Origin of the sequence: Nostocoides jenkinsii Ben 74, from assembly GCF_001046875.1 — a bacterium.
Classification (GTDB): Bacteria; Actinomycetota; Actinomycetes; order Actinomycetales; family Dermatophilaceae; genus Nostocoides_A; species Nostocoides_A jenkinsii.
On record NZ_HF571038.1, the window covers coordinates 2,271,614 to 2,292,452 of the forward strand.

General features: G+C 70.0%; 25 protein-coding genes. 19 read left to right on the forward strand and 6 right to left on the reverse strand.

Annotation, left to right across the window (positions count from 1 at the left end):
* Both BN13_RS10710 and BN13_RS10715 read right to left on the reverse strand, forming a co-directional pair.
* Positions 1-272, reverse strand: a 272-nt coding sequence (locus BN13_RS10710; protein WP_235434015.1) for a class I SAM-dependent methyltransferase, incomplete at its 3' end; no start/stop codon positions are given.
* 38 nt (positions 273-310) lie between these two features.
* Positions 311-1,135: a hypothetical protein gene (locus BN13_RS10715; RefSeq protein ID WP_048546731.1), complete on the reverse strand. Its 825-nt coding sequence runs from the start codon at positions 1,133-1,135 to the stop codon at positions 311-313.
* A 34-nt stretch (positions 1,136-1,169) separates the two neighbouring features.
* On the opposite strand from BN13_RS10715, the gene BN13_RS10720 reads away from it, so the two are divergent.
* The 3 genes from BN13_RS10720 to BN13_RS10730 are packed head-to-tail and all read left to right on the forward strand — an operon-like array spanning position 1,170 to position 3,660.
* On the forward strand, positions 1,170-2,099 hold the full coding sequence (locus tag BN13_RS10720) for a Ppx/GppA phosphatase family protein (protein ID WP_048546733.1): 930 nt from the start codon (positions 1,170-1,172) through the stop codon (positions 2,097-2,099).
* 24 nt (positions 2,100-2,123) lie between these two features.
* The gene (locus tag BN13_RS10725; protein ID WP_048546735.1) at positions 2,124-2,981 is read left to right on the forward strand and encodes a sugar phosphate isomerase/epimerase family protein; all 858 of its coding nucleotides are present in this window, start codon (positions 2,124-2,126) and stop codon (positions 2,979-2,981) included.
* Between the two features lie 10 nt (positions 2,982-2,991).
* The gene (locus tag BN13_RS10730) at positions 2,992-3,660 is read left to right on the forward strand and encodes a TetR/AcrR family transcriptional regulator (RefSeq protein WP_084733697.1); all 669 of its coding nucleotides are present in this window, start codon (positions 2,992-2,994) and stop codon (positions 3,658-3,660) included.
* Here the strand turns inward: BN13_RS10730 and BN13_RS10735 are convergent.
* Positions 3,593-4,330 carry an ABC transporter permease gene (locus tag BN13_RS10735; RefSeq protein ID WP_048546737.1) on the reverse strand — a complete coding sequence of 246 codons (738 nt, stop codon included), beginning with the start codon at positions 4,328-4,330 and terminating at the stop codon, positions 3,593-3,595. The two genes, BN13_RS10730 and BN13_RS10735, sit on opposite strands and share 68 nt — an antisense overlap.
* Positions 4,327-5,055 carry an ABC transporter ATP-binding protein gene (locus BN13_RS10740; RefSeq protein WP_048546739.1) on the reverse strand — a complete coding sequence of 243 codons (729 nt, stop codon included), beginning with the start codon at positions 5,053-5,055 and terminating at the stop codon, positions 4,327-4,329. Before BN13_RS10740 ends, BN13_RS10735 begins: the two co-directional genes overlap by 4 nt.
* Before the next feature lie 70 nt (positions 5,056-5,125).
* On the opposite strand from BN13_RS10740, the gene BN13_RS20335 reads away from it, so the two are divergent.
* The 3 genes from BN13_RS20335 to BN13_RS10755 all read left to right on the forward strand — a co-directional run bounded on the left by BN13_RS20335 (position 5,126) and on the right by BN13_RS10755 (position 7,455).
* Positions 5,126-6,049: a proline dehydrogenase family protein gene (locus BN13_RS20335; protein WP_048546742.1), complete on the forward strand. Its 924-nt coding sequence runs from the start codon at positions 5,126-5,128 to the stop codon at positions 6,047-6,049.
* 10 nt (positions 6,050-6,059) lie between these two features.
* Complete coding sequence (gene proC / locus BN13_RS10750) at positions 6,060-6,851, forward strand: pyrroline-5-carboxylate reductase (RefSeq protein WP_235434016.1); 792 nt, start codon at positions 6,060-6,062, stop codon at positions 6,849-6,851.
* Positions 6,852-6,936: 85 nt separating this feature from the next.
* The gene (locus BN13_RS10755; RefSeq protein WP_048546743.1) at positions 6,937-7,455 is read left to right on the forward strand and encodes a GNAT family N-acetyltransferase; all 519 of its coding nucleotides are present in this window, start codon (positions 6,937-6,939) and stop codon (positions 7,453-7,455) included.
* 31 nt (positions 7,456-7,486) lie between these two features.
* On the opposite strand, the gene BN13_RS10760 is transcribed toward BN13_RS10755, so the two are convergent.
* Positions 7,487-8,146 (reverse strand): potassium channel family protein, encoded by a 660-nt coding sequence (locus BN13_RS10760; RefSeq protein WP_048546745.1) that lies wholly within the window; start codon positions 8,144-8,146, stop codon positions 7,487-7,489.
* Positions 8,147-8,263: 117 nt separating this feature from the next.
* Here BN13_RS10760 and BN13_RS10765 point away from each other — a divergent pair, with 117 nt between their 5' ends.
* The 11 genes from BN13_RS10765 (at position 8,264) to hemB (ending at position 18,329) form a co-directional block, all read left to right on the forward strand.
* Complete coding sequence (locus BN13_RS10765; protein WP_048546748.1) at positions 8,264-9,454, forward strand: acetoin utilization protein AcuC; 1,191 nt, start codon at positions 8,264-8,266, stop codon at positions 9,452-9,454.
* Positions 9,455-9,628: 174 nt separating this feature from the next.
* Positions 9,629-9,829 carry a helix-turn-helix domain-containing protein gene (locus BN13_RS10770; protein ID WP_048546750.1) on the forward strand — a complete coding sequence of 67 codons (201 nt, stop codon included), beginning with the start codon at positions 9,629-9,631 and terminating at the stop codon, positions 9,827-9,829.
* Positions 9,830-9,930: 101 nt separating this feature from the next.
* On the forward strand, positions 9,931-10,029 hold the full coding sequence (locus BN13_RS18710) for a 30S ribosomal protein bS22 (protein WP_003792170.1): 99 nt from the start codon (positions 9,931-9,933) through the stop codon (positions 10,027-10,029).
* A 44-nt stretch (positions 10,030-10,073) separates the two neighbouring features.
* Complete coding sequence (locus BN13_RS10775; RefSeq protein WP_048546753.1) at positions 10,074-11,147, forward strand: NAD-dependent epimerase/dehydratase family protein; 1,074 nt, start codon at positions 10,074-10,076, stop codon at positions 11,145-11,147.
* Positions 11,144-12,349 (forward strand): lysophospholipid acyltransferase family protein, encoded by a 1,206-nt coding sequence (locus BN13_RS10780; protein ID WP_084733699.1) that lies wholly within the window; start codon positions 11,144-11,146, stop codon positions 12,347-12,349. Before BN13_RS10775 ends, BN13_RS10780 begins: the two co-directional genes overlap by 4 nt.
* Positions 12,346-12,618: a glutaredoxin family protein gene (locus BN13_RS10785; protein WP_235434017.1), complete on the forward strand. Its 273-nt coding sequence runs from the start codon at positions 12,346-12,348 to the stop codon at positions 12,616-12,618. The genes BN13_RS10780 and BN13_RS10785 overlap by 4 nt, the downstream gene beginning before the upstream one ends.
* Positions 12,619-12,711: 93 nt before the next feature.
* On the forward strand, positions 12,712-13,392 hold the full coding sequence (locus tag BN13_RS10790; protein WP_048546757.1) for a redox-sensing transcriptional repressor Rex: 681 nt from the start codon (positions 12,712-12,714) through the stop codon (positions 13,390-13,392).
* Complete coding sequence (locus BN13_RS10795) at positions 13,389-14,741, forward strand: glutamyl-tRNA reductase (RefSeq protein ID WP_048546759.1); 1,353 nt, start codon at positions 13,389-13,391, stop codon at positions 14,739-14,741. Before BN13_RS10790 ends, BN13_RS10795 begins: the two co-directional genes overlap by 4 nt.
* Entirely contained in the window at positions 14,738-15,736 is a 999-nt protein-coding gene (gene hemC, locus BN13_RS10800; RefSeq protein WP_084733700.1) for a hydroxymethylbilane synthase, read from the forward strand. Before BN13_RS10795 ends, hemC begins: the two co-directional genes overlap by 4 nt.
* Entirely contained in the window at positions 15,733-17,355 is a 1,623-nt protein-coding gene (locus BN13_RS10805) for a bifunctional uroporphyrinogen-III C-methyltransferase/uroporphyrinogen-III synthase (protein WP_048546761.1), read from the forward strand. The genes hemC and BN13_RS10805 overlap by 4 nt, the downstream gene beginning before the upstream one ends.
* Positions 17,352-18,329 carry a porphobilinogen synthase gene (hemB, locus tag BN13_RS10810; RefSeq protein ID WP_048546763.1) on the forward strand — a complete coding sequence of 326 codons (978 nt, stop codon included), beginning with the start codon at positions 17,352-17,354 and terminating at the stop codon, positions 18,327-18,329. The genes BN13_RS10805 and hemB overlap by 4 nt, the downstream gene beginning before the upstream one ends.
* A 66-nt stretch (positions 18,330-18,395) precedes the next feature.
* Here hemB and BN13_RS10815 read toward each other — a convergent pair whose 3' ends face one another.
* Positions 18,396-18,929, reverse strand: a complete 534-nt coding sequence (locus BN13_RS10815) for a YceI family protein (protein ID WP_048546766.1) — start codon at positions 18,927-18,929, stop codon at positions 18,396-18,398.
* A 104-nt stretch (positions 18,930-19,033) separates the two neighbouring features.
* Here BN13_RS10815 and BN13_RS10820 point away from each other — a divergent pair, with 104 nt between their 5' ends.
* Together BN13_RS10820 and hemL are read left to right on the forward strand one after the other, a co-directional pair.
* On the forward strand, positions 19,034-19,534 hold the full coding sequence (locus BN13_RS10820) for a MarR family winged helix-turn-helix transcriptional regulator (RefSeq protein ID WP_048546768.1): 501 nt from the start codon (positions 19,034-19,036) through the stop codon (positions 19,532-19,534).
* A gap of 3 nt (positions 19,535-19,537) precedes the next feature.
* Positions 19,538-20,839, forward strand: a 1,302-nt coding sequence (gene hemL, locus BN13_RS10825; RefSeq protein WP_048549083.1) for a glutamate-1-semialdehyde 2,1-aminomutase, incomplete at its 3' end; no start/stop codon positions are given.

Here is a 20,839-nt window from a genome sequence, read left to right on the forward strand (position 1 = left end):
CCAGCCACGCTGGCCAGCACCCGCGCCCACGCCCGCGCGGCCAGCGGCGGGTGCGGCTCGACGCCGAGCACGCGGGCCCCCCGCGCGGCGAAACGCGGCAAGTGGAAGCCAGTGCCGCAGCCGACGTCGAGGAGGGTGGCCGCGGCATACGGATGAAGGATCTCGAGCAGGGCCTCGATCTGCTGCTCGCGATCGAAGGCGAGACTCTCCAACTCATAGGTGTCGGGGTGGTCCCAAATGTTCGGGCTGGGCCGCACCGTCGTGGCAACCACCGTCCCAGCGCCCACCCACGAAGCCGCCTCCGGCGACGTCACCGCTTGCGCGCTCGCGCCCGCGAGCGCACGGGACGCGGCTTCGGCGCGGCCAACGTGGCCGGGTGCACCATCAGCGGCAGCAGCGTCCGCGCGCCGCGCGCCCGCAACGCTCGCACCGACAACAGGTGCGCCTCGCAGCGGTGGACGAGCTCGGCATACGCCAATGGCCCCATCATCTCGATGAGTTCCGCGTGGGCGCTGCGATAGAGCGGCTCCCGGCCGACGTGCGCCTCCGGGGCGCCCGTGCAGTACCAGTCGAGGTCGTGCCCACCCGGCCCCCACCCGCGCCGGTCGTACTCGGTCAGGGTGATCTCCAGATAGGACGTCTCGTCGGGCAGCGTCACCGTGCGATAGGAGCGCCGAATAGGCAACTGCCAGCACACATCCGGCTTCGCATCATGCGGAGCAATGCCCCGACGCACCGCGTGGATGTGCAGCGCGCAGCCAGCCCCACCCGGGAAGTCGGGATCGTTGAGGAAGATGCACGCCCCGTCGACGACCTTCGTCGTCGTCTCCTTGCCATCGCGCGCCGTCCACGCCTTCGCACGGCCGACGTCGACGTGGCGCTGCCACTCCTCGGGAGACATCTTCGCCGCGATCGCCTCGACCCGCGCCAGGTCGTCCTTGTCCGTGAAATGTGCTCCGAGAGTGCAGCATCCGTCGTCCGGGCGGTCGGCATAGATGCCCTTGCAGCCGCTCCCATAAATGCAGGCCCAGTTGGAGGTGAACCACGTGAGGTCGCATCGGAAACGCTGGTTCGGCTCGGCCGGGTCATCGAATTCCACCCAGACGCGCGAGATTTCCAGGGGCGTCTCCGGCATGCCCTCAACCTTAGGCATCCAATAACCTGTCTGGGTGCGGCTCGGGGTGATCGACATCGGATCGAATACGGCCAACCTCCTCATCGTCGACGCGCATCACGGCGCGAAACCCTTGCCCGCCGCGTCCCACAAGGCAGCCCTCCGGCTGTCCGAGCATCTGGCAGACGACGGCAGCGTGCGCGCCGACGGTGTCGCCGATCTGGTGGATTTCGTGCGGCAGGCGCGTCATCTCGCCGAGGAGCAAGGAGCCGAGGAGTTGCTCGGGTTCGCCACGAGCGCCATCCGCGAATCCGCTAACGGCCCAGCCGTCCTCCAAGCTCTCAACGACGCCAGCGGCCTCGACATCCAGGTCCTCTCCGGCGTCGACGAGGCCCGACTGACCTTCCTCGCCGCCCGCCGTTGGCTCGGCTGGTCGGCCGGGACGCTCCTGCTGCTCGACATCGGCGGTGGTTCCCTGGAACTCGGACATGGTATGGACGAGGGGCCCGATGCCGCCGTCTCCGTCCCCTTGGGTGCGGGTCGGGTCACGCGCAACCTCCTCCCGGGGGACCCGCCATCGCCGGAGGTGGTGCGCGAGGCGCGCAAGACCATCCGCGCCACCCTGGCCGCGGAGGTCCGGCCCATCGTGCGCGCCGGCGCCGCCGATCACGCGGTCGGCACCTCCAAGACCTTCCGATCGCTGGCCCGCCTGACGGGGGCCGCCCCCAGCGCCGACGGCCCGTATGTGCGCCGGGTCCTCAACCGCGATGCCCTCGGCGCGCTGGTGGACCGGCTCGCGCGTATGCCCGTGTCCGAGCGCGTCCGCCAGCCCGGCGTCTCGGTCGAACGCGCCCCGCAGGTGCTCGCCGGTGCGCTGGTCGCCGAGGCTGCCATGGATCTGCTCCGCCTCGACACCTTGGAGATCTGTCCGTGGGCGTTGCGCGAAGGCGTCATCCTGCGTCGGCTGGAGCATCTCGCCGGCTAAGCCCGCCCCATTAAGGTGGCAACCATGCCTCAACGGCCGGACGAGCCCCAGGCCGGCGCCGCGCCATCGTCGACGACCGGCGCCGTCAGCATTCCCCGCGGGCGGGTCGTGCTCTCGACGTCGTCGGTCTATCCCGAGCCGACGGCAACGGCCTTTGCCCTCGCCTCGCGCCTCGGCTATGACGGGGTCGAAGTCATGGTGTGGACCGATCCGGTGAGCCAGGAGGCGGGCGCGCTGACCGCGCTGTCGCGGCTGCACGGCATACCCATCGTTTCTATCCACGCGCCGACGCTGCTGCTGACGCAGCGCATCTGGGGCACTGATCCGTGGGTCAAGATCGATCGGTCGGTTGAGATCGCCCAGGATGTCGGGGCCGAGACCGTCGTGGTCCATCCACCATTTCGCTGGCAGAAGGACTATGCGCGCGACTTCGTGGTCGGGGTTGCCGCGCGCGAAGCGCTGACGGGCGTGCGGATCGCCGTCGAGAATATGTTCCCGTGGCGGGCCCGCGGCCGCGAACTCCTGGCCTATCTTCCGCACTGGGATCCGGTCGGTCAGGACTACCGCCACGTCACCCTGGACCTGTCCCACACCGCGACGGCCGGCTCCGACGCCATGGCGATGATGCGAGACCTGGGTCCTCGGCTGGCGCATGTGCATCTGGCCGATGGGACGGGCGCGGCGCGCGATGAGCATCTCGTGCCGGGGCGCGGGAATCAGCCGTGCGGGGAGTTCCTGGAGAGCCTTGCCGATGCGGGCTTCGACGGCGATGTCGCCGTGGAGGTCGCCACCCGACGCCTCAGCCCCGACGAGCGCGAGCGCGACCTCTCGGAATCGTTGGCGTTCGCCCGGCTGCACTTCGCCGGGAGACTGGTGCGATGAGACTGGTGCGATGAGGCCGCGCGGGCGCCGACCGGCCGGGAGCGACACCCGGGCGGAGATCGTCGCGGCGGCGCGCACGGAGTTCGCGGAGGCGGGGTATGCCGCGGCCTCCATCCGCTCCATCGCCCGCCGTGCCGAGGTGGATCCCGCTCTCGTGCATCACTATTTCGACGGGAAGCCGGCGTTGTTCGGCGAGGTGCTCGACTTCCCTGTCAACCCCGAAGTCCTGCTGCGCCGGCTGCATGAGACGCCGCGCGAGAAGCTCGGATCCGCTCTCGTCGCGACCTTCCTCGACGTTTGGGACGACGGCATCGGACGGGAGCGGTTGCGGGTGATCTTCGCCTCGATCCTCTCCTCAGAGGAGGCCGCCCGCCCGGTGCGTGAATTCCTCGCCAACGAGGTCTTCGGCCGGCTCGCGGTCTATTCCGACGGCACCCCCCTCCCGCGGGCGGAGGCGCTGCGCGCCGGGGGGTATGCCGCGGCGCAGCTTCTCGGGGTCGCTCTCCTTCGCTACGTGATCGGCTACCCGAGCCTGGTCGAGGCGAGCCGGGCGGAGTTGGTGGCCGCCCTAGGCCCGACCGTGCAGCGCTACCTGGTGATCGAGCGCGAGGTCACGCCGAGCGACGGCGCAGCGTCAACGACCCAAGCGCCAGGCTCACCACGATCCAGGCGGCGATGATCAGCAGGTCCGTGCCGACATCGCCGAAGGGGTCGGTCTTGGTGGCGACGGCAGACATGGCATCCACGGCATACGACAACGGCAAGAAGTCCGAGATCGCGGAGAGGACTCCGGGGAGGCTCTCTCGCGGCAGGATCAGCCCGCACAACAAGAACTGCGGCAGCACGAAGGCCGGCATGAACTGCACCGCCTGGAACTCCGAGTGCGCGAACGCGCTGGCCAGCAGGCCCAGCGCCGTCCCGAGCACCGCGTCGAGGACGGCCACGACGATGAGCATCCAGCCAGGACCGGCGACGTCGAGTCCGCACACATAGATCGCGAAGGCCGAGGCGATCACGCCCTGCAACACGGCCACTACCGCGAAGGCCAACGCATAGCCGACCATGAAGTCGGCCTTGCCCAAGGGCGTCGTGAGCAGCCGCTCCAAGGTTCCGCCGGTCCGCTCGCGCAGCGTCGCGATGCTGGTGACGATGAACATCACCACGAACGGGAAGACGCCGAGCAGTGCCGGCCCGATCGTGTCGAAGATCATCGGCCGGTCGGTGAACACCCAGGCCAGCAGGCCGATGAGGACACACGGCACGACCAGCATCAGCGCGACCGTGCGGTGATCCCCGCGGATCTGGCGCAGGACGCGGCCGGCCGTCAACAGGGTGAGCCGGGGGTTCATCGCGTTGCCTCCGCGGACTCGATCAGGGCCAGGAAGGCGGTCTCGGCGTCCGGGGCCCCCGTTCGCGCCAGCAGGTCCGCCGGGGTGGTGTCCGCGATGATCCGGCCGTCGCGCAGCAGCAAAAGCCGATCGCAACGGGTGGCCTCGTCCATGACGTGACTGGAGATGAGCAGTGACGTGCCGGCGGCGGCGAGGCGGTGGAACAGATCCCACAAATCGCGACGCAGCACCGGATCCAGGCCGACGGTCGGCTCGTCTAGCACCAACAGGTCAGGGGAGCCGACCAGGGCCGCGGCCAGGCTCACGCGGGACCGCTGCCCTCCGGACAGATTGGCCACGGCCTGACCAGCGTGATCCGTCAGGCCGACAGTCTCAATCGCTCGGTCGACGTCGGCATGGCTCGCGCCCACGATCGCCCCGAAATAGGCGACGTTGTCGCGGACGCTGAGATCGCCATACACACTCGGGGACTGGGTGACGTAGCCGACGCGGCGACGCAGTGCGGGGGAGCCGGCGGGCTCGCCGAACACGCGCACCTCGCCGCTGGCCACGATTTGAACGCCGACCACGGCCCGGATGAAGGTGGATTTGCCGCCGCCGCTCGGCCCGAGCAGCCCCACGACGCTGGCGCGGGGGATGGTGACGTCGATGCCGTGCAGGACTTCGCGGCCACCCCGCGCGACGGTCAGACTCGTCGCGACGATGGCCGCGTCGGTATTCATCATGTGATGAATTGTAGCCAGCGCGGCCCGTTCGCACCAGCCCCTGTCAGCGGGCTCGACTAGCCTCGTATCCATGCTTCCATCGGGCGCCTGGCAGGGCGCCGTCGCACGCATTGTCGCCGCGGATCCCGTGGTCGATCATCTGCGCGCGACCGAGGCGGGACGGGGTCTGGTCCGCCGCTACGTCCCCGGTCGGCACCCGGCCGATGCCGTCGAGGCGGCGCTGGAAGTTCGCCGCACCCATCGATGGGCGACGCTCGTGCGCCTCGCCGAGCCCCCCACCTCGCCTGAGGACGTCGCCAAGACCATCCAGGCGTACGCCGCGGCCCTGCGCCTGCTTGCCCGCGACGACCTCGCCAGGGGCGGGCGGGCGACGATCACGGTGTTGCCGCAGGCGCTCGGGCTCGCCTTGCCGGGTGGTCGGGGTCGCGCGCTGGATGCCGCGCGCGCGCTGGCCCTGGCGGCTGCCGAGGTGGACACGAGCCTGGTGATCGGGCGGCCCGAACGGAGAGAGGTGACCGCGGGCCGGTGGTTGGCCGAGCAACTGCGGGTCGACTTCCCGGCGACGGGCGTGAGCGTCCGCGCCGACCTGCCCCGCTGCGAGGCGGTGGTCGCCGCGCTTGCCGAGTCCGCGACGCCGGTGGTCTTGATCGCTGCCCAGGGGGCCGACCGGGCCTTCGTTCGCTCACTGCGTGTGCTCGTCGACTCGGCGTCGCCGATGACCCTGGCCACCAGCGACCCGCGACTCCTCGACATCGTCACGGCGGTCGTCCGCGGGCAGGATGTGCCTCCCGAGCGGTTCACCTTCCAACTGCCCTACGGCGTGCGCGCCGAGCTGCAGCGGCGGATCGCCGATCGGGGTCACCACGTGCGCGTGGTCATCCCGTGGGGCCGGCACTGGTCGGCCTATCTGGGCCGGCGGCTGGGCGAACGCCATACGGGCGCATGGCAATTGGCTCGAACCTTCACTGACCGCGGGCTTGGCCCGACACCCTAGGAGAGCACTCGTGAGCATTGCCATCGTCGGCGGCGGCGCCATGGGCGAGGCCGTCGTGGCCGGACTTGTGCGCACCGGATCGGACGCCATCGTCATCGAGAAGCGCGCCGAGCGCGCCGCGGAGTTGACCGAGCGCTACGGCGTGTCGACCTCCGGCGAACTCGGCGCGATCGGCGACGCCGACACCGTTCTGGTCGTCGTCAAACCCCAGGACGCCGATGCGGTCACCCGAGAGATCGCCGCCCATTTGGCCCCTGGGGCCGTGGTGGTCTCCCTGGCGGCCGGGATCTCCGCCGGGTTTCTTGAGGCGCGACTGCCCGGGGGCGCCGCCGTCGTGCGCGTCATGCCCAACACCCCCGCCCTGGTCGGGGAGGGGATGGCGGCGGTCAGCCGCGGCGCTGCGACCGACGACGAGCAACTCGCCCGAGCCGTCGCCGTCCTCCAAGCCTGCGGTCGTGTCGTCGAGGTGCCCGAATCCCAGCAGGACGCGGTGACGGCCGTGTCCGGGTCGGGCCCGGCATACGTCTTCCACCTTGCCGAGGCGCTCATCGAGGCAGGCGTGGTCCAGGGGTTGCCCCGGGCGACCGCGCGCGAGTTGGCCGTGCAGACGCTGCTCGGGGCGGCCACGATGCTGCGCGAAACGGGGGAGCACCCCAGCCTGCTACGCGAGCGAGTCACGTCCCCGGGCGGGACCACCGCCGCCGCCTTGCGGGTCCTGGACGAGCGGGCCGTGCGGGGGGCGTATGTCGCGGCCGTCGCCGCCGCGCGCGAGCGTTCGGCCGAGCTAGGCACGTCCTCCTAGGGCGTGACGTCTCGTGATCACGGGTGAGAAACAGCCGCCTCGTCCGCTGGACGGGAACCCGCGCCCTCCCCATAGAGTGACCCCCATGACGGACATCCAGGTGCGCGCCCTCGGCGAGGACGATTGGGAGCAGTTCCGCTCGATCCGGCTCGCCGCCCTCCAGGAATCCCCTGACGCCTTCGTGGCGTCCGCCGCGGAGGAAGAGGGCTACGACGAGGATTTCTGGCGGCTTCGGCTGCGCCGCGCCCGCCGACTGGTGGCGGAGGTCGAGGGCAAGCCGGTCGGGCTCGTGTGCGTCGGCCGCCTCGATGGCACCGACAACACCGCCGAGTTGTTCGGACTATGGGTCGACCCACAGTGGCGCGGGCGCAGTGTCGCCGCCAACCTCGTGCGCCGCGGGAGTGAAGAAGCCGCCGGTGAGGGCTTTGAGCGGCTCGCCTATTGGGTGAGCACCGACAACGGCCGGGCCGTCGCCTTCGCCTCGAGCTTCGGCTTCCGGCCGACCGGTCGCCGCCGCGAAATGCGCGTCAAGGGCGCCGACGGTGACGAGGAAGAGATCGCCATGGTGCTCTCCCTGGTCGGCGACCGCGGCGCGACCTGGTAGTCCCAACCCCGGGTCGGGTATTCGAAGGCCGTCAGGGCCGAGCGGCGAACCGCTCGATCAACACCGTGGGGCCACTGACGATCAGGGTGTCGTGGCCCGCGACCTTGGTGTCGGGCTGGGCGTGCACAAAGTCTCGGCCGGCCGACTTCACCCCGACCACGGTGACGCCATACTTCCGGCGAATGTCGCTCTGCGCCAAGGTGAACCCAATGGTCTCCTGCGGTGGGCTCATCTTGACGATGGCGAAGCCGTCATCGAACTCGATGTAGTCCAGCATCCGGCCGCCCACCAAGTGCGCGACCCGGCTGCCGGTCTCTGCTTCCGGGTGGATCACCCGGTGCGCCCCGATCCGCGACAGGATGCGCCCGTGCTCCGGCGACATCGCCTTAGCCCAGATTGTGGGTATGCCCGCGTCCGCCAGATTCGCGACCGCGAGCACCGACGCCTCGACCGAGAAGCCGATGCCGACGATGGCGTGGTCGCAATTGCCCGCCTTCACCTCATCGAGCGCCGCCGGACGACTGCCGTCGGCGACGACGACCCGTCGCAGCCGGCCGGTGAATTCGGCCGCGACCGCTGGGTCCTTCTCGATGGCGTGGACCTGATGCCCGAGGCGGTTCAACTCCAAGGCGGCAGCGCCCCCGAACCGGCCGAGACCGACCACCAAAACCGTGGCGAGCCGTTTGGGCACGAGGTCTCCTTCTCCGGTCTGCCTCACAGGCAATTGACTGCGGGCAACTGACTGCGGGCAACTGAATGCGGTTGGGCGCGAACACGAACCCGGCCGAATACGAGTAGCGTGCCGAGCATGGTGGCACAGTCGCGCGTGGTGTGGGATCCACAGTTCACGGCCTACAACTTTGGGCCGACTCACCCCATGGGGCCGGCGCGACTGGACCTGACGGCCCGCCTCTGCGCCGATCTCGGGCTTTTCGACGGCGTCGACCTGCTGTCCCCGGATGTGGCTGACGACGACCTCCTGGCCCTGGTTCACGACCGCGACTACATCGCCAAGGTCAAGGCGGCTTCGGCCGACCCTGAGCACGCCGACCAAAGCGTCGGTCTCGGCACGACCGACGACCCCGCCTTCGCCGGTATGCATGAGGCGAGCGCCCGAATCGTGTCCGGCACCGTGGAGTTGTGCCGGCAAGTGTGGGCCGGGGAGATTGAGCATGGCGTCAACTTCTGTGGGGGTCTGCACCATGCCATGCGCGACCGGGCGTCCGGCTTCTGCATCTACAACGACATCGCCGTCGGCATCAAGAGCCTGCTGGACGCCGGGGTCGAGCGCGTCGCCTACGTCGATATCGACGTCCACCATGGCGACGGCGTCGAGAAGATCTTCGAGGCCGACCCGCGCGTCCTGACGGCCTCGATTCACGAGAACGGCCGAGTGCTGTTCCCCGGCACCGGCTGGCCGCGCGATATCGGGACGGGCGCGGCGGAAGGCTGCGCCATCAACGTCGCTCTGCCGCCGGGGACGCGCGACTCGGCCTGGCTGCGGGCGTTGACCTCGGCGATCATGCCGGTCGTGCGCGCCTTCCGGCCGCAAGTGCTGGTGACTCAGCACGGCTGCGACACCCACATGATGGATCCGTTGGCGCACATGATGCTGACGGTGGACGCGCAGCGGCAGGCCGCCATGCTGCTGCACGATCTGGCCCACGACGTGTGCGAGGGCAAGTGGGTCGCCCTGGGTGGAGGCGGCTACGAACTCGTCGAGGTCGTCCCGCGGGCCTGGACGCATCTCACCGCCATTGCAGGGCACCGGCCGATCCCGGTCGCTCAGGCCGTCCCTGAGTCGTGGTTGCAGCATGTGGAGGCGACCTTCGGGCGACTGGCTCCGGCCCGGATGGGCGACCTGGATCCCGCCGACGCGGACATCTGGGTGCAGCCGTGGTCGATGGGCTATAACCCCCACAGCGAGGTCGACCGGGCCGTGATGGCGACCCGCGAAGCGGTGTTTTCGCACTGGGGACTCGACGTCTACTTCGACTGACCCGCCGAGAAAATGACACGTCATACGGCGTGTCGCCTGGACAGGCACCCCGAGAAGTCTTCGAAAATCCTGCCCCCGCTTCCCCAGGTGTCACATCTACCTCTAGAGTTGCGCGCAAATGAAGCTCACGCCGGAGGGGAAGCCGGCGGTGTCTGCGAAAGAGAAGTGGTTGCCATGTCGCCCGAGCGCCAACTCGCCGAGGTGCGATTCCTCACGGTCGCCGAGGTCGCCGCGATCATGCGCGTCTCCAAGATGACGGTCTATCGCATGGTCCACGGCGGGGAGCTCCCGGCGGTCCGCGTCGGCCGCAGCTTCCGGGTCCCGGCGAGCGCAGTCGACGACTATTTGAAGAACTCCTTCGTCGAGACCGCCTGACCCATTTTGGGCCCTGAGGGGCGCCAGGTAGGCTCCTACTCCGGCTCGGTGTGCGTCTGCACGTCGACGTCGGTTCCGTCTCATTTCACGCGAAGGTCACCATGGGTTCTGTTATCAAGAAGCGGCGCAAGCGGATGGCGAAGAAGAAGCACCGCAAGCTGCTGCGCAAGACGCGTCACCAGCGCCGCAACAAGAAGTAACAGCGACCCACCGCCCATCGGGCGGCGGAGAGGAGCAGCAGGTCATGCCTGATGTCGTCCTTCTCACCGGTGTTTCTCGACATCTCGGTGGCGTCTTCGCGCGCCTGCTGTCCGCAGACCCCTCGATCGGGCGGATCATCGGCGTGGATGTCGTGCCCCCGCCGCATCCGTTGGGGCGGGCGGAGTTCATCCGAGCCGACATTCGATCCCCGATGATCAGCAAGGTCATCACCGGCGCCGACGTCGACACGATCGTGCACATGAGCGTCATTGCGACGCCCATGCACGTCGGCGGGCGCTCGACGCAAAAAGAGATCAACGTCATCGGGTCGATGCAGTTGCTGGCTGCCTGCCAGCGGGCACCCTCCGTGCGCAAGCTGGTGGTCAAGTCGACCGCCGGCGTCTACGGCTCGTCGTATCGCGACCCGGCCATGTTCCGCGAGGACATGGCCGCCAAGCGGCTTCCGGCGTCCGGCTTCGGCAAGGACTCGGTTGAGGTCGAGGGCTATGTCCGCGGCTTCGCCCGGCGGCGCCCGGACGTCGAGATCTCGATGTTGCGCTTCGCCAATGTCATCGGCCCGCGGGTGCGCACGGCGATGACGGACTACTTCACCCTGCCGCTGGTGCCGCTACCCCTGGGGTATGGCGCGCGCCTCCAGTTCGTGCACGAGGACGACGTCGCGGGCGCGCTCGCGGCCGCCACCCGGGCGCCCGCGGTCGGCACGGTCAATGTCGCCGGCTCAGGAGTCATCACCATCGGCCAGGCCGTCGCCCTGACCGGCCGCGCCTTCCTCGCGGTTCCCCCGGGCACGGTGCACGCGATGAGCGCGGCATACCGACGAGCGGGCCTGATCGACTTCTCGCCCGACCAGCTCGACTTCCTCATTCACGGCCGCGGCCTCGACCTAGCGGCCATGGACACGCGGCTCGGATTCACGCCGAAGTTCACGACGCGCGCCGCCTTCGAGGACTTCGTCCGCGGTGCCGGCACGCGCCCGATTGATCGGGCACAGGAGCGCCTTCTCGACCTCGGCGCCGCCGCTGACCGTATGGTGCGCGCCGCCACCACTCGCATCCCCCGCCGGGCGGGCCTCACCTCGGCAGGAGCCCTTCGATGACGCCAACCGCGGACAATTCCCGGCGGTCCAAGGACCAAGCCAAGGCTGCCTCCACCACCCCGGGACGCCGCTCGTCGGTGGCCGCGGGCGCGGCGCGGGCCGCGGGGGAGCGAGCCCGGCGGCATACGACACCGTTGTTGGCCGCGGCGCCCCCTGCTCCGGAACCCCCCAGAGCAGCCAAGCCCCGGAAGCCGGAAAAGGCGAGTCCGGCGGCGACGCCGCCGAGGGAGACGCCTCGCCCGCAACTCCAGGTGATCCAGGGCGAGCGTGGAGAAGGGCCCGACCTCGCCGCCCTGGAGGAATTGGCCGAGGCCGTCGCTGGCGCGGTCCGGTGGGTCAGCGACCGGCTCGGGTTGCCGACGGAGCAGGCGCAGACCAAGGTCGCTGAGACCCTGGCCTTCCTGCGTCGGCGCGTGACCGGCGATTTCACGGTGGATGAGTTCGGCTATGACCCGGACTACGCCGAGCACGTGCTCTATCCGTTGCTGCGGCCGCTCTATCGCACGTGGTTTCGCACTGAGGTGCTCGGGATCGACAACATTCCGGCCACCGGCGCGGCGCTCATCGTCGGCAACCACTCCGGGACCGTGGCCATCGACTCGCTGATGACGCAGCTGGCGATTCACGACACCCATCCGCAGCAGCGAGCGCTGCGGGCGCTCGGCGCCGACCTCGTCTTCGCCACGCCCTTCCTGGGCGATGTCGCGCGCAAGGGTGGATCGACCCTGGCCGCCAACGCCGACGCGGAGCGGCTGCTCAACTCCGGCGAGCTCGTCGGCGTGTGGCCGGAGGGCTTCAAGGGCGTCGGCAAACCCTTCCGGGATCGCTACCGGCTCCAGCGGTTCGGTCGCGGCGGCTTCGTTGCCACGGCCTTGCGGGCGGGGGTGCCGATCATTCCGTGCGCGACCGTCGGCGCCGAGGAGACTTATCCCATGCTGGGCAATCTGGCGCCGGCCGCGCGCTCGCTGGGGCTGCCCTATCTGCCGATCACCCCGACCTTCCCCTGGCTAGGCCCGCTCGGAATGGTGCCGTTGCCGAGCAAGTGGTTGATCGAGTTCGGGCCCCCGATCGACACCAGCGCCTTGGGGCCGGCCGCTGCCGACGACCCCGCAGTGGTCTTCGATCTGACCGATCGGGTGCGCGAGACGATCCAGCAGACGCTGTATTCACTACTGATGCAGCGGCGTTCGGTCTTTTGGTGAGTGCCCACGACCCGGTGCACCTCGCCGATGAGCCGGTTGTCCTGGTGACCCGCCCCGGCTGTCACCTGTGCGACATCGTGCGGCCTGTTCTGGTGGAAGAGACGGCGGCGGCGGGAGTGGCGTGGACCGAGGTGAGCCTGAGCGAGCGTCCCGATTTGGAGGCACGCTTCGGGGAACTGGTTCCGGTGACCCTCATCGACGGATTCATCCACGACTACTGGCGACTGGATCGAGAGCGTCTCCGCGCGGCGCTCGCCGCCCTGACGTGACCCGCGCCACGCGCTATTCCTAGGACTTTGTGCGCCCGTTCACAAGCGCGTAGTGTGCATTGGGGAGTTCACACCTGGAAGGGGTCGAGCGGCTTGTCCACAGCGCTGCCGCGTCGCGGCATCCCGGATGCAACGGTCGCCCGGCTGCCGGACTACCTGCGGGTGCTGACTGCCATGTCCGCACGCGGCATACCGTCGACGTCCTCGGAGCAACTGGCCGCCGCCGTCGGGGTGCGCTCGGCCAAAGTCCGCAAAGACCTGTCGCATCTCGGCAATCACGGGGTGCGCGGGGTCGGGTATGACGTGGCCAATCTGTCGATGAAGATCGCCGCGGAACTCGGTCAGGCGCGGGAATGGCCCGTGGTCATCGTCGGCATGGGCAATCTCGGGCGGGCGCTCGCGGCGTATGGCGGTCTCGCCAGCCGAGGGCTGCGCGTCATCGGCCTCTTCGATCATGACGACGCGATCGCTGGGCAGCGCGTGGCGGGGCTTCCGATCCGGCCGATGGCGGATCTCGATTCCGTCGCCCGCGACGCCGACGTCATCGGGGTCATCGCGACGCCGGGGCCGTCGGCGAAGGAGGCGGCCGACGCCTTGGTCGCCGCCGGGGTGACCTCGATTCTCAACTTCGCGCCTGGCTCGCTGGCCGTGCCGGATGAGGTCGAATTGCGCAAGGTCGACCTCGCGACCGAACTGCAGATTCTCGCCGTGCACAAGCAGCAGCGCTACGCCGAGGTGTCAAGGGATGTGCCGCTGGCGGGGGTAGCGCCATGAGTCTGTTGGTCATCGGGATTTCGCATCACAACGCCGACGTGGAGTCGCTGGAGCTCCTCAGCCTGGACGCCGACGGGCGGGCAGCCCTGCTCGACGAGCTGTGCGGCCGGGAGAATGTCGCCGAGGCCATCGTCGTGTCGACGTGCAACCGCACCGAGGTGTATGCCGAGGCCCTCACCTTCCACGGTGCCGTCGCCGAGGTGTCCGAGTTGCTGTTGCAGCACGCCGGCAACGAGGCTGCGGACTTGGCCGAGCACTTGTATCTCCATTTTGAGGACCGTGCCATCGCCCACGCCTTCCGCGTCGCCTCCGGCCTGGACTCGATGGCGTTGGGCGAGAGCGAGATTCGCGCGCAGTTGCGCACCGCGTTGCGTGAGGCTCAGGAGAGTCGCCACGTCGGTCCGGCGTTGAACACGCTCTTCCAGAACGCCTTGCGCGTCGGCAAGCGCGTCCACACCGACACCGCGATCGGCTCGGTCAGCGGGTCACTAGTCGACGCGGGCCTGCGGCTGGCCGGCGACGTCGTCGGCGTCGTCCCGTCTGCGCGGGTGCTCGTCGTCGGGGCCGGAGCGATGGCGTCACTCGCGGCGACCGCCGCGGCACGGGGTGGGGCACAGGTCACCGTCGCCAACCGGACGCTGGCCCGCGGGCAGGCGCTGGCCGACCGCATCGGCGCCCGAGCGGTGCGACTGAGCGCGCTCGATGCGGCACTGGCCGAGGCCGACATCGTGATCGCGTGCGCCGGGTCCCAATCCGTGCTGATCGGGGCCGCGCAGGTAGAGGCCGCGATGGGAGAGCGTGGCGGACGTCCCCAGGCGTATGTGGACCTGGCCATGCCCCACGACATCTCCCGGTCCGTTGCTGGCGTCGCCGGGGTGAGCCGGTTCGACCTGGACGACCTGCGGACCCTGCTCCACGCGGCCGAGCGGCTGCCGGCGGTTCAGGATGCCGAAGACATGGTGACCGCCGAGGTGGCTGCCTACCTCACGGTCCGTGCCGCCGAGGCTGCCGCCCCGACGATTGCTCAGTTGCGTCGCCGGGCCAATGACGTGCTGGCGGCCGAACTCGGCCGGCTCGAAGGTCGGACGCCGGGCCTGGATGCCGGCGCCCGCCACGAGATCGAGGTCGCCATGGGGCGACTGGTCGACAAGCTGCTGCACGCGCCGACCTTGCGGGTCAAGCAGGCGGCCGCGAACGGCACGCTGGCCGCCTACACGGCCGCCCTGGGCGGGTTGTTCGATCTCGACCCTTATGTGCTCACGTCCGTCGAGTCGCCGGCGGAGTTGCCCGTCGACAGGGTGACTGAGTCGGCGCAACTGACTGAGGATGTGGCGGTGGAGCGGTCATGACGTTGCGCCTCGGCACCCGCCGCTCCCAACTCGCCACCACCCAGTCGGGGCATGTCGCCGGCGCCTTGCGGGCGCTCGGTCACCAGGTCGAACTCGTGGAGATCGTCACGGAGGGCGATCGCAACCTGGCGCCGCTGGACCAGATCGGCGGGACCGGCGTCTTCGCCGCCGCAGTCCGGGAGGCGTTGACCTCCGGGCGCGTGGACCTTGCCGTGCACTCGCTCAAAGACCTGCCGACTGCACCGGCGCCGGGGCTGATGATCGCGGCGACGCCGCCGCGCGCGGACGTCCGCGACGCGCTCATCGCCCGGGACGGTCTCACCCTCGGGGAACTTCCGCCCGGATCGCGGATCGGCACCGGCTCGCCTCGGCGGGTCGCGCAGTTGGCGGACCTCGGCCTGGGGCACGAGTGTGTCCCGATCCGCGGCAATGTCGAGACCCGCATCGCGCAGGTGACGTCGGGCGCGCTGGACGCGGTCGTGCTGGCCAAGGCCGGCCTCGACCGGCTCGGGCTGACCCACGCGATCACCGAGATCCTCGACCCCATCCAGATGCTGCCGGCCGCCGGCCAGGGAGCGCTGGCGGTCGAGTGCCGGATCGACGACGCCGCGACTCGGGCGATCCTGGCGCAACTCGACGACCCCGACACGCGCGCAGCGGTCACTGCCGAACGCGCCGTCCTGGCCCGTCTCGAAGCGGGCTGCACCGCACCCGTCGGGGTGTTGGCCGAGATCGTCGATGACATCGACGCCCTCGCGGTCTTCGTGCGGGCCTTCGTCGGGAGCGCCGACGGCAGTCTTGAGCTGCGCCGCTCGCATACCGGGCCCGCGGTGGAGGCCCACGACGTCGGGAGGCGGTTCGCCAACCTTCTGCTGGCCGAGCTCCCACCGGGGGCGACGGGCGAGCCGCCCGACCCGGGCGGCGCGCCCGCGGCATACTTCACAAGACACGACCTGCCCGAGAACGACACCATCGAGAAGGAGACTGCCCAGTGAGCCGCCAGCCTTCGTCCACCACCGGCCCGCGCGTGCCGGCCACCGTGGCCTTTGTCGGCACCGGCCCGGGGGACCCCAGTCTGCTGACGCTCGCGGCCGTCGAGGCCCTGCGCACCGCTGACGTGGTCGTCACCGACGAACTCACCACGGCCGCGCTGGTGAGCACCTATGCCCGCCCCGAGGTGACCGTCGTCGATGCCTCGCACGGGACGTCCGGTCGCGAACTCACCCATGCCTCCCGCGCCAAACTCGTTGTGCAAGCGGCGAAACAGCATCCGGGCGGCCAGATTGTGCGGCTCATGGACGGCGACCCGTCGACCTTCAACGGCGTGGCCGAGGAGGCGCAGGCGTGCCGGCGCGCGGGCCTGTCCATCGAAATCATCCCGGGCGTCTCGGCCGTCACCGCCGTGCCTGCGTATGCCGGGATCCCGCTTACGGGTCCGGGCGTCGCCAATGTGGTGGTCCCGAGCAGCTCCGGCCCCCGGACGGATATGTCCGCCGGAGTCAGCTCGGCCACGAGCGTGGTGCTGCTGGGCGGGTCCGCGGAGTTGACGGCGCAGTTGGCCGGCCTGCTGCGGGCGGGCCGGGAGCCGTCGTCCCCCGTCGCGCTGATCGAGCGCGGGACGACGACCGAGCAGCATACGGTCATCACGACGTTGGAGCATGCGGCCGACGCCGTGGCCGGGCTCGGGCACCCGTCGATGGCGATCGTGGGGCCCACAGTGGCGCTGCACGACAAGCTGGCGTGGTTCGAGAACAAGCCGCTGTTCGGGTGGAAGGTCCTGCTGCCGCGGACCAAGGAGCAGTCGGCTCCCGTGGCAACCGCCCTAGCCCGGCATGGCGCCGAGGCGGTGGTCGTGCCGACGATCAGCGTCGAGCCGCCGCGGACCCGCCACCAGATGGACAAGGCGATCACGGGGCTGGTGACTGGACGCTACGAGTGGGTCGGGTTCACCTCCGTGAATGCCGTGAAGGCGGTGCGGGAGCGGTTCGAGGAGGTCGGTCTCGACGCGCGCGCTTTTGCCGGGCTGAAGGTCGCGGCGGTCGGCGGGGTCACCGCGGAGGCGCTGCGGTCGTGGGGGATCAACCCCGATCTCGTGCCATCGGGCGAGAGTTCGGCCCGCGGACTCCTGGAGGACTGGCCCGAGTATGACGAGCAGCTCGACCCGATCAACCGCGTCTTCCTGCCGCGGGCCGATATCGCGACGGACACCCTGGTCGCCGGCTTGATGGACCTCGGCTGGGAGGTCGAGGACGCCACGGCCTATCGGACCGTCCGCGCCGCGCCCCCCGCGCCCGCGGTGCGCGAGGCGATCAAGACGGGCGAGTTCGACGCGGTCGTGTTCACTTCCTCCTCGACGGTGCGCAATCTGGTCGGTATCGCGGGCAAGCCGCACGCCGCGACCGTGGTCGCGTGCATCGGGCCGCAGACGGCTAAGACCGCCCAGGAGCACGGGCTGCGCGTGGATGTCCTCGCCTCGGAGGCATCGGTCGCCACGCTGGTCGAGGAACTGGCCGAGTATGGCCGTGCCCGCATCCGCGAGGCGGCCCAGGCCGGTCAGGCGGTGGTGCGCCCGAGCGCGCAGCGCAAGCAGGCCGCGCGTCGGCGGGCTCGATGACGGGGTCGTTCCCGACGATCCGTCCGCGGCGCCTGCGGGGGTCGGGGCCGCTGCGGCGGTTGGTCGCGCAGACTCGGCTGCACCCGGCCGACCTCGTGTTGCCGGTGTTCGTCCGGGAAGGGATCGACGCTCCGGTGCCGGTTTCGGCGATGCCGGGAGTGGTGCAGCATACGATCGAATCCCTTGTCGCAGAAGCGCATCGGTGCGTCGAGGTGGGCGTCGGCGGGATCATGCTGTTTGGGGTGCCGCTGGCAAAGGACCCGCAGGGGTCCGGCGCGGACGACCCCGGCGGGATCTTGAATGTCGCGACGCGCGCGGTCGTCGACGCGGTCGGCGACCGCCTCGTGGTGATGACGGACCTGTGCCTGGACGAGTTCACCTCGCACGGTCACTGCGGCGTGCTCGACGCGGCCGGGCGGGTCGACAACGACGCCACGCTCGAGCGGTATGCCGCGATGGGCCTGGCTCAGGCCCGCGCCGGTGCGCATGTGCTGGGCTTGTCGGGGATGATGGACGGCCAGGTCGGGCACGTCCGCGCGGCGCTGGACGCCGAGGGCTTCACGGAGGTCGTGATCCTGGCCTACACGGCGAAGTACACCTCCGGTCTGTATGGGCCGTTCCGCGAGGCCGTCGCGAGTTCGCTTGTGGGGGACCGGGCGACCTATCAGCAAGACCCGCCGAACGCGGGCGAGGCCCTGCGCGAACTCGCGCAGGACCTCGCCGAAGGGGCCGACATCGTGATGGTGAAGCCGGCCGGCCCGCATCTCGACATCGTCGCGGCGGTGGCCGCCGAGAGCCCGGTTCCCGTTGCGGCATACCAGATTTCGGGGGAGTACTCCCAGATCATCGCCGCCGCCGACCGCGGCTGGATCGACCGCGACCGGGTGATGCTGGAGTCGCTGATCGGCATCCGCCGCGCCGGCGCGCAGATCATCCTGACCTACTTCGCCCTCGACGCCGCCGCGCTGCTGTGAGCCCGGCGGCAGGTGTCACGGGAATGTTGTCAACGATCCGACGGACCGCCGACCCCGCCCGCGGCGTCAGGCCTGCTTGAGCAGCTGAACGTCGAGGACGATCTTGATCTTGTCGGAGACGAGCACGCCGCCGCCCTCGATGGCGGCATTCCAGGTCAGGCCCCAGTCGGCGCGCTTGATCTCGGCCTCGGCCTCGAAGCCGGCCTTGGTGTTGCCCCACGGGTCGGCCTGGACGCCATTGAACTCGACCTCGAAGGTGACGGGCTTGGTGACGTCCTTGATGGTGAGGTCGCCGCTCAGCTCCTCGCCGTCGAAGGAGGTGGAGACGAAGCGCATCGTCGGGTAGTTCTCGACGTCGAAGAAGTCGGCGCTCTTGAGGTGGGTGTCGCGGTCGGCGCTGCGGGTGTCGACGGAGGCCATTTGGACGGTGACGTCGACAGTGGAGGCGGTGATGTCGTCGGCGACGACGACGGTGCCGGCGACATCGGCGAAGTTGCCGCGGACCTTGCTCACCATCAGGTGGCGGGCCACGAAGCCCACCTCGGTGTGGCTGGGGTCGACGGACCAGGTGCCGGCGGGGAGGTTCTTGATGCTGCTCATGCTCTTCTCCTTGGATCGTGCTCTCGTTGTGTTGCTGGTTAATATTTCAACTATTGAGAGTGTTGTCAAATCGACGCAATTTGGCTGGCACAATTGATCGTGTTATGACCTCGACGATCAACGCCGATGCCCCTCGCTGGCTCACCGAACCCGAGCAGCGCGCCTGGCGCGCCTACCTGCGCGGGTCGCGCCTCCTGGAGGTCTCGCTCGATCGAGCCCTCGCGCCGCACGGCACCCAGCTCTCCGAATATGAAGTGATCAGCATGCTGTCGGAGGCCCCCGGCGGCCGACTGCGGATGTCGGCGCTGGCGGATCTCGTCGTGCAGTCGCGCAGCCGGATCACCCACACGGCGGCCCGCCTGGAGAAGCGTGGCTGGGTCGTCCGAGAGGCCTGCCTGGATGACCGGCGCGGCGTCGAACTCGTCCTAACCGACGCGGGCCGGACCGCCGTCGGTGACATCGCCCAGTGCCACGTCACCTCGGTGCGTGACTCCATGATCGACCTGCTGGCGCCGGAGGAGTTCCTCGGCTTGGGCAAGGCCATGCAAAAGATCCGAGACGCGCTCGCCGAGGACGGCCAGGCGACCGACGCCCACACCATCTGAATCATGGCTGACGCACCCGCTTCTGCGGCCCTCTTCGAACGCGCTCGTGCCGTCGTCCCCGGCGGGGTCAACTCACCGGTCCGGGCGTTCCGCAGCGTCGGCGGCACCCCCCGTTTCGTCGTCTCCGCCACTGGCGCCTACCTCACCGACGCCGACGGCCGGGAGTATGTCGATCTGATCGGCTCCTGGGGTCCGATGATCGTCGGGCACACCCATCCGGAGGTGCTGCGCGCGGTCACCGAGGCGGCCGGGCGCGGCTTCTCCTATGGCACCCCCAGCGAGAACGAGGTCGCCCTCGCCGAGGAAATCGTCGCCCGGATCGACCCCGTCGAGCAGGTCCGACTGGTCTCCAGCGGCACCGAGGCGACCATGAGTGCCCTTCGCCTGGCCCGCGGCATCACCGGGCGTTCGCGCGTCGTGAAGTTCGCCGGCTGCTACCACGGGCACGTCGACGCGCTGCTCGCCGCCGCCGGCTCCGGCGTCGCGACCTTCGGCCTGCCCGACTCCGCCGGGGTTCCGGCGAGTGCGGCGGCCGAGACAATTGTGTTGCCCTACAACGACATCGACGCCGTCGAGGCCGCCTTTGCCGCCGACGGCGAGCACATCGCCGCGGTCATTACCGAGGCCGCCCCCGGCAACATGGGCGTCGTCCCGCCGCTGCCTGGCTTCACCGAAGCATTGCGCCGCGTCACCCGCGACCACGGCGCGCTGCTCATCTCCGATGAGGTCATGACCGGCTTCCGCTGCAGCCGCGCCGGCTGGTACGGCCTCGAAGGCCCCTATGACAGTGGCGCCCCCGACCTCTTCACCTTCGGCAAGGTGATGGGTGGCGGTTTCCCCGCAGCGGCCTTCGGCGGTCCGGCGGACCTCATGGCCCGGCTCGCGCCCGACGGACCCGTCTATCAAGCCGGCACCCTCTCCGGCAATCCGGTCGCCACCGCGGCCGGCCTGGCCACGCTGCGCCTGTGCGATGGTGACCTCTACGCCAGACTCCACCACGGGGCGCGGACCATTGCCGAGGCAGCGGCGAGCGAGCTCACCAAAGCCGGTGTGCCCCATGCGATCCAGTGGGCGGGAAGCATGTTCAGCATCTTCTTGTGCGAGGGGCCGGTGCGGAACTACGCCGAGGCCAAGGGGACCGACTCCGCGGCATACGGCGCCTTCTTCCACAGCATGCTCGACCAGGGCGTTCACCTCCCTCCGAGCGCGTATGAGGCGTGGTTCGTCTCCGGCGCCCACGACGACGCCGCGCTCGATCGGGTCGTCAGTGCACTCCCCGCCGCCGCCCGCGCCGCCGCGGCGGCC